The 12,957-nt window shown below is 70.2% G+C and carries 15 protein-coding genes; 11 read left to right on the top strand and 4 right to left on the bottom strand.

Annotated features, from left to right (window positions below; translation table 11 throughout):
* Positions 1-73: 73 nt before the first annotated feature.
* Positions 74-1,282, top strand: a complete 1,209-nt coding sequence (locus NVU01S_RS30260) for an MFS transporter (RefSeq protein ID WP_052280431.1) — start codon at positions 74-76, stop codon at positions 1,280-1,282.
* 24 nt (positions 1,283-1,306) lie between these two features.
* Here NVU01S_RS30260 and NVU01S_RS30255 read toward each other — a convergent pair whose 3' ends face one another.
* Entirely contained in the window at positions 1,307-1,891 is a 585-nt protein-coding gene (locus NVU01S_RS30255; RefSeq protein WP_014983236.1) for a TetR/AcrR family transcriptional regulator C-terminal domain-containing protein, read from the bottom strand.
* Positions 1,892-2,083: 192 nt separating this feature from the next.
* On the opposite strand from NVU01S_RS30255, the gene bioB reads away from it, so the two are divergent.
* The 6 genes from bioB to NVU01S_RS44340 all read left to right on the top strand — a co-directional run bounded on the left by bioB (position 2,084) and on the right by NVU01S_RS44340 (position 5,489).
* Entirely contained in the window at positions 2,084-3,124 is a 1,041-nt protein-coding gene (bioB, locus tag NVU01S_RS30250; RefSeq protein ID WP_081868835.1) for a biotin synthase BioB, read from the top strand.
* A gap of 26 nt (positions 3,125-3,150) precedes the next feature.
* A complete protein-coding gene (bsaP, locus tag NVU01S_RS30245; protein ID WP_148311124.1) occupies positions 3,151-3,360 on the top strand; it encodes a biotin synthase auxiliary protein BsaP in 210 nt (69 codons plus the stop codon).
* Positions 3,360-4,037, top strand: a complete 678-nt coding sequence (locus NVU01S_RS30240; RefSeq protein ID WP_043667841.1) for a DUF2567 domain-containing protein — start codon at positions 3,360-3,362, stop codon at positions 4,035-4,037. The genes bsaP and NVU01S_RS30240 overlap by 1 nt, the downstream gene beginning before the upstream one ends.
* 95 nt (positions 4,038-4,132) lie before the next feature.
* On the top strand, positions 4,133-4,666 hold the full coding sequence (locus NVU01S_RS30235; protein WP_043667837.1) for a DUF1353 domain-containing protein: 534 nt from the start codon (positions 4,133-4,135) through the stop codon (positions 4,664-4,666).
* An 8-nt stretch (positions 4,667-4,674) separates the two neighbouring features.
* Positions 4,675-5,205, top strand: coding sequence for a P-loop nucleotide/nucleoside kinase family protein (locus tag NVU01S_RS30230; protein ID WP_043667834.1), 531 nt, complete (start codon positions 4,675-4,677; stop codon positions 5,203-5,205).
* Between the two features lie 107 nt (positions 5,206-5,312).
* A complete protein-coding gene (locus NVU01S_RS44340; RefSeq protein WP_167829359.1) occupies positions 5,313-5,489 on the top strand; it encodes a hypothetical protein in 177 nt (58 codons plus the stop codon).
* Positions 5,490-5,549: 60 nt separating this feature from the next.
* Here the strand turns inward: NVU01S_RS44340 and NVU01S_RS42710 are convergent, their stop codons facing one another.
* Together NVU01S_RS42710 and NVU01S_RS30220 are read right to left on the bottom strand one after the other, a co-directional pair.
* Positions 5,550-6,170, bottom strand: coding sequence for a DUF6506 family protein (locus NVU01S_RS42710; RefSeq protein WP_156161512.1), 621 nt, complete (start codon positions 6,168-6,170; stop codon positions 5,550-5,552).
* A gap of 43 nt (positions 6,171-6,213) precedes the next feature.
* A complete protein-coding gene (locus NVU01S_RS30220; protein WP_063048194.1) occupies positions 6,214-6,972 on the bottom strand; it encodes an NUDIX hydrolase in 759 nt (252 codons plus the stop codon).
* A 76-nt stretch (positions 6,973-7,048) separates the two neighbouring features.
* Here NVU01S_RS30220 and nadA point away from each other — a divergent pair, with 76 nt between their 5' ends.
* The 4 genes from nadA (at position 7,049) to NVU01S_RS30200 (ending at position 11,751) form a co-directional block, all read left to right on the top strand.
* The gene (gene nadA / locus NVU01S_RS30215) at positions 7,049-8,116 is read left to right on the top strand and encodes a quinolinate synthase NadA (protein WP_052280411.1); all 1,068 of its coding nucleotides are present in this window, start codon (positions 7,049-7,051) and stop codon (positions 8,114-8,116) included.
* The gene (locus tag NVU01S_RS44660; protein ID WP_052280410.1) at positions 8,113-9,714 is read left to right on the top strand and encodes an L-aspartate oxidase; all 1,602 of its coding nucleotides are present in this window, start codon (positions 8,113-8,115) and stop codon (positions 9,712-9,714) included. Before nadA ends, NVU01S_RS44660 begins: the two co-directional genes overlap by 4 nt.
* An 81-nt stretch (positions 9,715-9,795) precedes the next feature.
* Positions 9,796-10,656: a carboxylating nicotinate-nucleotide diphosphorylase gene (nadC, locus tag NVU01S_RS44655; protein ID WP_043667829.1), complete on the top strand. Its 861-nt coding sequence runs from the start codon at positions 9,796-9,798 to the stop codon at positions 10,654-10,656.
* 99 nt (positions 10,657-10,755) lie between these two features.
* Positions 10,756-11,751 (top strand): alpha/beta hydrolase family protein, encoded by a 996-nt coding sequence (locus NVU01S_RS30200; RefSeq protein WP_043667826.1) that lies wholly within the window; start codon positions 10,756-10,758, stop codon positions 11,749-11,751.
* Between the two features lie 6 nt (positions 11,752-11,757).
* On the opposite strand, the gene NVU01S_RS30195 is transcribed toward NVU01S_RS30200, so the two are convergent.
* Positions 11,758-12,936 carry a winged helix DNA-binding domain-containing protein gene (locus tag NVU01S_RS30195; RefSeq protein ID WP_043667823.1) on the bottom strand — a complete coding sequence of 393 codons (1,179 nt, stop codon included), beginning with the start codon at positions 12,934-12,936 and terminating at the stop codon, positions 11,758-11,760.
* Positions 12,937-12,957: the final 21 nt, after the last annotated feature.

Here is a 12,957-nt window from a genome sequence, read left to right as displayed (position 1 = left end):
GAAGAGCGGAGTGCGCGGCAACCGGGATGTACGGTGTATCAGCTTCGGGCACCGGGCATCCGGCGCGGACGCGGTGAGCGCCGCGGTCGCCACCGAGCCGGTTCGCCTGCGTGCGCTCACCTGGACGGTCTTCGTGCCGATGGTGCTCTACGGCACCGGAGCCGGTGCGGCCTCGCCGATGTACGCGTTGCGCGCCCTGGACCTGGGGGCCTCGATCGGGCTGGCGGGGGTGCTGGTCGCGTTGAGCGGGCTGGGCATGGTGCTGGCCGATCTGCCCGCAGGGCGGATCGTCGCGCGGATCGGGGAGCGGGGCGCGATCGGGGTGGGCTCCTCCCTCGGTGTCCTCGGAGTACTGCTGGCGATCGGCGCGCCGAATCTGGCGGTGCTCGCGGTCGGCCTGCTGCTCAACGGCGCGGCCGGGGCGGTGTGGGGCCTGGCGCGCCAGACCTACATCGTGGCCGTGGTACCCGCTGCGGACCGGGGCCGGGCGATGTCCACCTTGGCCGGATCGCACCGGCTCGGCTTCTTCTGCGGGCCGTTCCTGGGTGCGGTGCTGGTACATGCGATGGGCCCGAGCGGAGCGCTGTGGCTGCAACTCGCCACCATGGTGGCCTCGGGTGCGGCCATGGTCGCGATCCCGTCGCCTGACGGTGCGGACAGTGGTACCGAGACGCACACGTTGCGCTCGGTGGTCGTCGAGAACATCGGCGTACTCGGCACTTTGGGGTCGGCGGCGCTGCTGATGGGGGCGGTGCGGGCGGCCAGGATCGCGGTGCTCCCGCTGTGGGCGGCGCATATCGGACTGAGCGCCTCGGCGACCAGCGTCGTGTCCGGCCTCGCGGGCGCGGTGGACGTGCTGATGTCCTACCCGGCGGGCATCTGGCTCGACCGGCGCGGTAGCCGCGCCGTCGGCGTTCCGGCAATGGTGTTGTTCGCCTTGGGTTTCGGCGTGTTGCCGTACACCTCGTCGCTCATCGGACTAGGCGTGGTCGCCGTGCTGCTCGGGCTCGCCAACGGGGTCAGCAACGGCGTGATCATGACCGTCGGCGCCGACGCGGCACCCGACGGCAGGCGGGCCGAATTCCTCGGCGCCTGGCGGCTGACCCATGACGTCGGCATGTTCGCCGGTCCGCTCGTCGCGGGCGCGATCAGTGCCGTGACGCTGCTGAGTGTGTCGGCGTTCGCGCTGGCGGGCGCCGCCGTGCTCGGCGCGGCCGCGATGTACCGCTGGTTTCCCGGCCGCAACGTTGTTCGCGCGCAACCACTTCCGGTCGATCCCTGACCCGTCGTGCTGCGGTGCTCAGGCTCAGCGCACGCGGGTGCCGAGCAGGTGCCGTACGCCCGCGACGAACAGTTGCAGGCCGAAGTCGAAACGCGCCGTGGGATCCGGGATCTCGTCGAGCGGGGTGTCGTCCTCGGGGAGTGCGCCCGCGGAATCCATCTGCATCCTGGACTGTTCGTCGACGGTCTGGCCGAGCACGTAGTACAGCAGCGTGAAGGAGCTGAGCTCGGCCTCGGAGCGGGGCATGCCCGCCCGAATGGCGGCGCTCACCATGCGTTCGCGGCCTTTGCTCGTGGTGAGCCGGGAAGCGTAAGTGGCCGAGACCAATTCGGCGCCGTCCCGGTAGGCGAGCAGGCAGTCGCGCAGCCGGTGCGCCAATTCGATGACCTGGCCGGACCATTCGGTCGCGACGATCGGATCGTCCATCGGCGCGAGGATCTTGTCCGCGACCGCGCCGAGCAGCGCCTGCTTGTTCGGGAAGTGCCAGTACAGCGCGCCCGGCTGTACCTGGAGCGAGCCGGCCAGCCTGCGCATGGTCAGATCGGCGAGGCCGTACTGGTCGAGAATCGCGATGGCGCCGTCGACCACGTCCGCTCTGTGCAGCTGCACCCGATTTCCTCCGTCTATCCATGGCAGTACCTGTCTGTGCACGCACGCTACCGCCTCGGGACGCTCGCTTGTGCCGCCGCGTCCGAGTCACGCCTCGGGTGCCGCAGTGTTTTGACTCACTGCCCCCGCTACCCTAACCTGAACGCCGTTCAAGTTGCACGGCCACCTCGGCCGGACGAAGGGATTCGTGCAGTGACCCAGGCCCCCGTTGATACCTATTCGCCCACCCCGCCGGCTGCCGCCGCGATCCTGTCCGTCGCCCGAGCGCAGGTACTCGAGCGCGGTGTCGGGCTCACTCAGGAGCAGACCCTCGAGGTGCTGCGCCTCGGCGACGATCAGCTCGAGGAGCTGCTCGCCCTGGCCCACGACGTGCGGATGAAGTGGTGCGGCCCGGAGGTCGAGGTCGAGGGCATCATCAGCCTCAAGACCGGCGGCTGCCCCGAGGACTGCCACTTCTGCTCCCAGTCCGGCCTGTTCCAGTCGCCGGTGCGGGCCGCCTGGCTCGACATCCCGAGCCTGGTCGAGGCCGCCAAGCAGACCGCCAAGACCGGCGCCACCGAATTCTGCATCGTGGCCGCGGTGCGCGGCCCGGACGCGCGCCTGATGGCGCAGGTCGCCGCGGGCGTCGAAGCGATCCGCAACGAGGTCGACATCCAGGTCGCCTGCTCGCTGGGCATGCTCACCCAGGAACAGGTCGACCAGCTCGCCGCGATGGGCGTGCACCGCTACAACCACAACCTGGAGACCTCACGCTCCTACTTCCCGAACGTGGTCACCACGCACACCTGGGAAGAACGCTGGGACACCCTGCGCATGGTGCGCGCGGCGGGCATGGAGGTGTGCTGCGGCGGCATCCTCGGCATGGGCGAAACCCTGGAGCAGCGTGCGGAATTCGCGGCGAACCTGGCCGAGCTGGAACCGGACGAGGTCCCGCTGAACTTCCTCAACCCGCGCCCCGGCACCCCGTTCGGCGATCTCGAGGTGCTGCCCGCCGCGGACGCGCTGCGCGCGGTCGCCGCGTTCCGGCTCGCCTTGCCGCGCACCATCCTTCGTTTCGCGGGCGGTCGCGAGATCACCCTCGGCGACCTCGGCGCGAAGCAGGGCATCCTCGGCGGCATCAACGCCGTCATCGTCGGCAACTACCTGACCACGCTCGGCAGGCCCGCCGAGGCGGATCTGGATCTGCTGGGTGAGTTGAAGATGCCGATCAAGGCGCTCAACGAAACCCTCTGACCCGGCCCATGAGTAGTGTCATGCCCATGGACGAGCGCTACAACCCGTTCACCGGCAAACGGATCGTGCCCGGTCTCGACGACGCCGTACCCGCGGCCGCCGCACTGGGTCTGGAACCGCCACGATTCTGCGAGCAGTGCGGTCGCCGGATGATCGTGCAGGTGAGTCCGGACGGCTGGTGGGCAAAATGCTCCCGGCACGGTGTGATCGACGCCGCCAGTCTGGAACTGCGCTAGTGCCGGGGACGCCGACCGCCGCGCCGCACGAGGTGCGCGGCGCCGCCGTGCTCACGCTGCTCGTGGTGCTGGCCAGTGCGCTCGTCGGGGTGCTGTGGGGCGTGGTCGCGCCGACCGAGCAGCTGTTCGTGGTGGAGCAGGGCCGCGGCGCCGTGCTGACCGGGGAGAGCGCGCATCAGTTCGACGCGGTCGCGATGTTCGTGTGCTTCGGCGCGGTCACCGGTCTGCTCACCGCGATCGCGGCGTGGCGCCGGCGGGCGCTGCGCGGGCCGCTGCTGCAGCTCGGCTTGCTGGTCGGCTCGCTCATCGGGGCCGTCGTGATGGCGCAGCTCGGCGAGCAGGTCGCCGCATGGGCGCATCCGCGGCCGCATGATCCGCCGATCGGGCAGATCGTCGAGCTGCCCAGCGAAATGGGCAGCTGGCTGGCGCTGATCGTGCAGCCGCTGGTCGCCTCGCTCATCGTGCTGTTCTGTGCGGCACTGAGTCCGTCGGAAGATCTGGGCACCGGTACCGGTCCCGTCCAGCCGATAGCGCCGTTCGGGTCGCTCGGCGCCCCGGCCTATCCCGCGGGCGACGCGTCGTACCCCGCGGGTGGACCGGCCGTGCCCTACGGTGGTTACGAGCCCGCCGGGGAGACCGGCTCCGGATCGCCGCCGCAGACCCGGCCCAGCCACTGACGGCGTTGTCCGAACCGTTGCCCGGCCGACAGCTCAGCTGTACCGCAGGCCCCTAGAATTGGGGGACACGCTGTGCGTTCGGAGAGGAACGGATTGTGGCGTTCGTCGGTAGCGGGCTGGTCGTCGAGGAGCTCGACGCGAAGTTCTGGCGGGTGGTCGAACCGCTCGTATATCAAGGTGATTCCCAGGAATTCGTGATTCCGGCCGGGTTCCGCACCGACTTCGCATCGGTGCCGCGCGCGCTGGTGTGGCTGGTGCCGCGCTACGGCGCCTACACCCGCGCCGCCATCCTGCACGACTTCCTGCGCAGTACCGGGGCAGTGAGCGTCGCCGACGCGGACGGTCTGTTCCGTCGCTGCCTGCGTGAGATGAATGTGGCGGTGCCGCGCCGCTGGATGATGTGGGCGGCAGTGCGTTTGGCCAGCGGCCTGCGCGGCGCGAGTCTCGGCGCCGTCGCGATCTGGGTGCTGATCGCCGTCCCGTCCGTGCTGTTCCTGGCGGTTCCGGTCATTGTCGTGCAGCTTTTTCTAGTGCTGTTCTGGTTCGTGGAGTTGTTCTGCTGGGCCGTCTCCCGCCTCTTCACCCGTACCGCCGCGCCACCGCCCGAACCGCAGATGAAGACGGCTTGACCGCGCGCATGAGCCTGCCCACACTGGTGGTGGTCAGTGGAGCGCCGGGCGTCGGCAAGACCACCCTCGCGCACGGTCTGGCGCGGCGGCTCGGCTGCCCCGCCGTGTGCCGCGACGAGATCAAAGAGGGGATGGTGCATGCCACCCCGGGATTCGTTGCCGGGGTGGACAATTCACTCGACCTGCGGACGTTGTCGGTGTTCTTCGAGACGCTGGAGCTGTTCCTGCGCGCGGGGGTCACGACGGTGGCGGAGGCGGCGTTCCAAGACCGGCTGTGGCGGCCGGGCTTGACCCCGCTGCTGGGGCTGGCGCAGCTGCGCGTCGTGCACTGTGTGGCCGCGCCCGAGGTCGCAGCCGAGCGAATCCGGCAGCGCCGCAACGAGAATCGGCTCCGTCGCGCGCATTCCGCACCCGGGTCCGCGGTGCCGGTCGGCAGGCCGTTCGAGCGGGTCGCCCTGGACGTGCCCAGCCTCGAAGTCGACACCGCCGCCGGCTACAACCCGTCGCTCGACGAGGTGCTCGCCTTCGTCAACCGGTAGTGCCGGTCGGCGGAAACGGGTGGACGCACGATGCGTCGCGCGCGGAAAATAGGTGGAGGGGTGTCGTGGGCGCGCGTAGGGTCGCGGAGCGGAAAGGAGGTCCGGTGATGAATGGAAAGAGTGGGGCGGTGGCGGAACCGGCCTCTGCGCCGAGCCGCGAGCGAGCGGACCTGGTGGCCTGGCGGCGTCGGGATGCGTTGCGGCGCAGTAGCGCCGCGCAGCCGTTGCCGAACAAGCGGCGGTACCGGCGGGGCGTCAAGCATCGCAAGGTAGTAGCCGACTAGGCCCGCTCGACGGGAGAAGAGGTCGCGCCGATCGATAAGCGCGCCATCATGTCTCGTCGATCAACGCCGCGGCGGCGGGTAACCGGGCAGACCCACCGGGACCTGCCCGCCGACCCGCTCGAGCACGGCTGCCGCCCAGTCCGGCCCGATGCCGCCGTACAGTTCGATCAGGTGTAAGCCCTCCGGTTCCGCTGCCAGTGCCGCGGCGATATCGGCCGCCTCCGCAGCGGAGCGGGCGGCCGCGAACACGGTGGTCAGCATCCCGTCGCGGCGCGTGACGCGATCGGTTGCCGGATCTGCCTCGGGGGATAGATAGATGAAAGCGCCACGCAAAGTCAGGCCGTGCTCATAGCGTTGCTTGAACTCGTTGGCGGCAGTAAGCGATTCGATTCCGTACAGTACGGCGGACACCGGCGTACCGGCACCGACGGCGGCCAGCGCCGCGGCATGCCCCGGCAGCCCGAACCCGCCGCACAGCTCGATCAGCCCGACCCCGTCCTTCGCCAGCGACACCGCCAACTCGATCCCGACCTCCGGGCCGGGCACCGCGAGGAACATGATCTCCCCGCCCGCCCACCGGGTCACCACGCGGTCGGTGGCCTCCGCGGCCTCGTAGATGACCGCCGTCGTCTTACCGCTCATCGTTGCCCCCGAGATCATTCCGTCCGGCTGTGTCCCCACTGAATCACCACCGCCCGACCACCTCAAGCCCCCAATGCGATCGTCAGGAGCGGGGGCGCAGAGCGGCGAACTCGTCGGTGACGCGGATGCCGGAGTCGGTGTAGCGGTAGACGGCGGCGGGACGGCCGCCGGCCCGGCCGGGCGCCCTGGTCTGCCCGGTGGGGGTGATCACCTTGCGGCGGGCGAGGACCCGTTGCAGGTTCGTCGTGTCGACCTCGTAACCTAGTGCGGCGCAGTAGATTTCGCGGAGCGTGGACATGGTGAAATCGGCGGGGGCGAGGGCGAACGCGATATTGGTGTAGGAGAGTTTGGCGGCCAGCCGGGTACGCGCGTGATCGACGACCGTGCCGTGGTCGAAGGACATCGGCGGCAGCGCGGAGACGGGGTGCCACGCCGTGTCCGAGGGCAGCTGGGGGTCGGCGGTGAGCGGGACCAGTCCCAGATAGGCCGACGCGATCCGGCGCGGCGCGGGCACCCGGTCGGGCGCGCTGAACACCGACAGCTGCTCGAGGTGGGCCAGCTCGCGCACGTCGACCTTCTCGGCGAGCTGCCTGCCCGCCGAGGTGTCGAGGTCCTCGTCGTCGCGTAGCCGCCCGCCGGGCAGCGACCAGGTGCCCTTCTGCGGGTCGAGCGCGCGCTCCCAGAGCAACACGGCCAATTCGGTCCGCTGTCCAGGTGGGCAGCGCCCGATGATCCCCTTTCCGGCTTCTGCAGGGCCGGGACCTGCGGCGATGTTGGCGGGGAAGCGGCGAACCTGGAACACCGCGGTGAGCGTTTCGTGGATGGTGCTACTATGGGCCACGTTTTCGATTATAAGTCGAAAACCTGGTTAGGTGCGAATCGGTGGTGTAACTGGTCGCACGACGAAGGGAGCCATCATGGCGACGATGGGTGCGAAACTGGCGCCTCCGCTGATGGAGCAGGTGTTCGACGGGCCGTCGGGCTTCACCGGTGTCGAGGCGACGCCGCAGTGGGCCCAGGAAGTCAAGCGGCTGGCCCGCGAGCGAAACGCGACGATTCTCGCGCACAACTATCAGCTGCCGGAGATCCAGGACGTGGCCGATCACGTCGGTGATTCGCTGGCCCTGTCGCGGATCGCCGCGGAAGCGCCCGAGGACACGATCGTGTTCTGCGGAGTGCACTTCATGGCGGAGACCGCGAAGATCCTGTCTCCGGAGAAAACCGTCCTGATCCCGGATCAGCGGGCGGGCTGTTCGCTGGCCGACTCCATCACCGCGGACGAATTGCGGGCCTGGAAGGCCGAATTCCCGGACGCGCTGGTGGTGTCGTATGTGAACACCACCGCGGAGGTGAAGGCGCTCACCGATATCTGCTGCACCTCGTCGAACGCGGTCGACGTGGTCGCCTCGATCGACCCGGACCGGGAAGTGCTGTTCCTGCCGGACCAGTTCCTCGGCGCGCACGTCAAGCGGGTCACCGGCCGGGCGAACATGCACATCTGGGCGGGTGAATGCCACGTGCACGCGGGCATCAACGGCGACGAGCTGACCGAGCAGGCGCGCACCCACCCCGAGGCGGAGCTGTTCGTGCATCCCGAATGTGGTTGCGCCACTTCGGCGTTGTACCTGGCGGGCGAGGGGGCGTTCCCGTCCGAGCGGGTGCACATCCTGTCCACCGGCGGCATGATCGACGCCGCCCGCGAGGTGCGTGAGCGGCGCGGGTCCGCCGGTCAGCCGACGCAGGTGCTGGTCGCCACCGAGGTCGGCATGCTGCATCAGCTGCGAAAGGCCGCGCCCGGCATCGACTTCCAGGCCGTGAACGACCGGGCCTCGTGCAAGTACATGAAGATGATCACCCCCGCCGCGCTGCTGCGCTGCCTGGTGGAGAACCGCGACGAGGTGCACGTCGACCTGGAAACCGCGGCCCGCGGCCGTAGTTCGGTGCAGCGGATGATCGAGATCGGCAATCCGGGCGGTGGTGAATGACGCCGACCCCTGCCCGCGCGGCAGTGGTCGGGCAGTCGTTCGAGTGGGAGGCCGAGGCCGACCTCGTGGTGATCGGCGGCGGCGTCGCCGGCCTGACGGCGGCGCGCACCGCGTCGCTGCGCGGGCTGCGGGTGCTCACGCTCAGCAAGGGCGGAGCGACGGACACGTCCACGCAATACGCCCAGGGCGGCATCGCTGTCGTTGCGCCGGAAGGTGATTCGGTCGAATCCCACGTGCAGGACACGGTGGAGGCCGGTGCCGGGCTGTGCCGGGTCGAGGCGGTGCGTTCGATCGTCGAGGGCGGTCAGGACGCGGTCGCGGCACTGACCGACCTCGGCGCGGTGTTCGATCTCGGCCGGGACGGGCAGATCTCGCGTACCCGGGAGGGTGGGCACAGCACGCGGCGCATCATCCACGCCGGCGGGGACGCGACCGGGGCGGAGGTGCAGCGGGCGCTGAACGCGGCCGGACTGCCGGTGCTGTTCGGCGCGGCCGCCGGGGACATCGTCACCGGGCCGAACGGCGTGCAGGGCGTGGTCGTGGTGTCGGACAAGGGTTTCGGTGTCGTGCACACCCCCGCGGTGCTGCTCGCCACCGGCGGACTGGGGCAGCTCTATGCGCTGAGCACCAACCCGCCGGGTGCGACCGCTGACGGCGTCGCGCTGGCGCTGTGGGCCGGTGCGGCCGTCGCCGACCTCGAGTTCGTGCAGTTCCATCCGACCGTGCTCTACACCCCGGGCGGGCTCGGCCGTCGCCCGCTGATCAGCGAGGCGGTGCGCGGCGAGGGCGGGATTCTGGTGGATTCCGCGGGTGATTCGGTGACCGCCGGGCTACATCCGCGCGGCGACCTGGCACCGCGTGATGTGGTCTCGCGCGCGATCGCGGCCCGGATGCGCGCGCTCGGCACCGATCACGTCTACCTCGACGCCCGCGCCATCGAGGGCTTCGCGCAACGGTTTCCGACGATCACCGCCTCCTGTCACGCCGCGGGTCTCGATCCCGCGAGCGACCTGATCCCGGTCGCTCCGGCCGCGCACTACCAGTGCGGCGGCGTGGTCACCGACCCGCACGGGCGCACCGCGGTGCCCGGTCTCTACGCCGCGGGGGAGGTCGCGCGCACCGGGCTGCACGGCGCGAATCGCTTGGCCTCCAACAGCTTGCTGGAAGGTCTCGTGGTCGGCGAACGGGTCGGTGTGGCCGCCGCCGAACGCCGCGGCGTGCCCGCCACCGTGGCAGAGATCCCGGTCCGGTTCGCCGAGACGGCCGATCGCCGGGTGCTCCAGCAGCTGATGACCGAGCACGCCTCGGTGGTCCGCGACCGGGCCGGGCTGGACGAGGCGATCAAACGGATGGAAGACGCTGTGACACAGCGCCGCACGCTCAGCGCCGACGGCACGTTCGACGAACGGGTCGCCGGTCTCGAGGACGCGGCGCTGACCCTGGCGGCGCGCACGCTGCTGCTCACCGCCGCGACCCGCACCGAAAGCCGGGGCTGTCACACCCGATCCGATCATCCGCACCCCGACGACCGGTTGCGCCTGAGCTTCTCGGTCCGACTCGACGGCGCCGGCCGGCCGCAACTGGGCCCACCCGCCTGACCCGAACGTCGTGCGGCACATCCGGCACCTCGGCCGTGGTGTGCCACACGGCGAAACACCGACAACTGGAGGAGTGCGTCGATGGCTCTGGATACCGCGTTGGACCGCGATGAGGTGCTCGCCCTCATCCGGACCGCGCTCGATGAGGACCTGCGCTACGGACCCGATATCACCACCGCCGCAACGGTTCCGGCCGACGCGGTGGTGAAAGCGTCGGTGGTGCCGCGGCAACCCGGCACGGTCGCCGGACTCGACGTCGGGCTGCTGGTGCTCGACGAGGTGCTCGGCGCGGGCAGCTACGAGATCACCGGCCGCGTCGCCGACGGCACCCGGGTGACCCCGGGACAATCCGTGCTCACCGTCGTCGCGCCGACCCGCGGGCTGCTCACCGCCGAACGCACCATGCTCAACCTGGTGTGCCACCTGTCCGGCATCGCGACCGCGACCGCCGCCTGGGCCGACGCCGTCGCGGGCACCGACTGCAAGATCCGCGACAGCCGCAAGACCCTGCCCGGCCTGCGCGCCTTACAGAAATACGCGGTCCGCGTCGGCGGCGGGGTGAATCACCGGATGGGACTCGGCGACGCCGCGCTCATCAAGGACAACCACGTGGTCGCCGCGGGCTCGGTGGTCGAAGCACTGCGCGCCGTGCGCGCCCTCGCTCCCGATATCGCCTGCGAGGTCGAGGTCGACAGTCTCGAACAGCTCGACGCGGTGCTCGCCGAGAACGTGGCACTGGTGCTGCTCGACAACTTCCCGCTCTGGCAGACCCAAGCCGCCGTGCAGCGCCGCAACGCCACCGCACCGGGCACGAAGCTGGAGTCCTCCGGCGGGCTCGCCCTCGAAGTGGCCGCGGACTATGCCCGGACCGGCGTCGACTACCTGGCCGTCGGCGCGCTCACCCATTCGGTCCGGGTGCTCGACCTCGGGCTCGATATGTAGCGGAACGATCTCGTTCGCCGATCTAAGGACGTGTTGTCTCGACCCGATCGGTACCTTGATTCACCGCGCGCCTGCTCGCCCCTGTGTCACCCTCCGAGTATGAAGCCGACGACGGCGCTGCTGCTCTCGGTCGTCTGCGCGCTGGCCGCGCTGTGGTTCGGTGTTCCGGCCGCGGCCGCGGCACCGGACTGCGCCCCGGACAACGTTGCGCGACAACCGATCACGATCGCGGTCGACGGGGAGGAGGCGAGTGGCTGGGCCTACGAGCCCTACGCCTGTAGTCCCGGTGACCTGCCCGCGCGTCAGTTGATCGTGGCGGTACACGGCTTCAACGAGAAGTCGGCCGATTACCCCGACGTGATGTCGGGGCTCGCGCAGCGCAGTGGCGCGACACTGCTGACGCTCGATCAGCGCGGCGGGAACAGCCGGTGGAAGACGGGGGAGTGGAACCCGTGGGCGGGCTGGCACGATGTGGTCGCCGCCGCCCAGTGGTACAAGGACGAGCATCCGTCGGTCAGCAGGACCGTGCTGTGGGGGTGGAGCCAGGGCGGCATGACCAGCGGGCTGGCGCTGGCGCACGGCCCCGCCGGGTTGTTCGACTACTGGGTGAACACCGCCGGGCCGTCGAACGCGGTCGACTACTGGAACCTGGGCAACAGCCTCGGACTACCGCAGCTGACTCAGATCGAGCGGGACGCGGGGGACTGTTCACCCGTGGAGTGTCCGCAGGCGTACCGGGACCGTTCCACCGCGGCGCTCGCCGCACAGTTGCACGCGCGGCGGAGCTTCCTGGTGCACGGCACCGCCGATCCGATTGTCCCGTATCAGCATTCGCTCGACCTGAAGGCGGGACTCGCGGCGGCGGGCCGGCCCTATTCGATGTACACGATCGTCACCGGCCGGGGTCCCGACGGGGCCGTCCTGCCTGGAACACACTGGATCGGACCGGTCTGGTTCCAGGGGGCGTGCGTGGTCGAGCGGATCCTCACCGATCGGGAGCCGATGGACCGGACCGCGCTCGAATACACCACCGACGTGCTCGCCGGCGTCGACACCGCGCCGCCGTCGCCGCCCGGAGCGACCTGCGCGGGGTGAGCCGCGCTAGGCGGTCAGTTCCCGCTCCAGCGGGGTCCTGAAGCGGGGGATCGCGCGAACCTCGCCGAACCACCCGCCGGTGCGCTCGGCCTCGGCCTCGATCATGGCTTCGGCCTCCGCGCCGACGTCTTCCAATAGACGCCAGACGATTTCGCCGTCCTTGCGCTGGGCCCAGCCGCCGACGATGCGGCCGTCCCACCAGATCGTCGGGCCGATATTGCCGTTGCGGTCGAACAGCGCCGGAGCGTGCGGGCCCAGATACCACTGCCTGGACTGCCAGCCCATCGGCGTCGGATCGAGCGCGGGCAGCAGCGCGGCCCAAGGTGCCGGTGCCGCAACGGGTTCCACATCGTCGGCGAGCAACAGGCCGGTGCCGCCGTCGAGTTCGACCTCGACGGTATCGAGAGCGGTGAGCGCCTTGCGGACTTCGCCGACACCCCAGCCGGTCCACCACTTGAGATCGGTGAGCGGCGCGGGACCGAACGCCCGCAACCACTGCCGGAGCAACTCGGTGCGTGCGTGCTCGGCGGAGCGAGCCGGAATGCCTTCGGGGAGCCAGGATTCGATCGGCGACCAGGTGTACTGACTGCTGGTCCAGCTGCCGTTCGGGCGGCCGCGGACGATGCGGCCCTCGCAGCCGAGGGTCACCAGCACCCAGGTGGTGATGTTGGTCGGCTTCGAATACGCCTTCTCCGGTGCGGTGTTCACCTGGGTGCGCAGCCGGGGCACGTCCTTGCTGAGCTGTGCGCCGGTGGCCGCGCCGCGGGCCAGCAGGGCCGCGTGCGTTTCGGCTTCGACCTCGGCGAGCCACGGGGACACTGCGCCGTCGACGACCCCGGCGACCTCGAGATACTTGCCGTAGGTACGACGCTGCTTGTGCGCCAGCGCATCCGCGCACGAGGACTGCAACACCGGCAGCAACTCGACCGGAACGACGAACATGGTGCGGCGCATCGCGAGCATGCGCAGCAGCGTCCGGTCATCGTAGAGCGCCTTTTCGACGTGGGCGGGGGTGAGTGTGTTGCTGCGCGCCCCGACGGACAGATACACCGTCGCCGGGTCGGTCGCGTGCAAGGCGACCAGCGAGCGCGCTATCTCGGTGACCTGATCGGACCGGTTCGCCGTCGCGAGCCGGTGCCGTACCGCCAGCCGAGCGCGTCGCTCGGCCACATCAATCGAACGCATAGGCGAAAGCCTAGCGTTCGC

The organism is Nocardia vulneris (genome assembly GCF_001613425.1).
GTDB classification, from domain to species: Bacteria; Actinomycetota; Actinomycetes; order Mycobacteriales; family Mycobacteriaceae; genus Nocardia; species Nocardia vulneris.
Note: the sequence above shows the minus strand (reverse complement) of the source record. Positions and strands in the feature narration are given on the sequence as shown.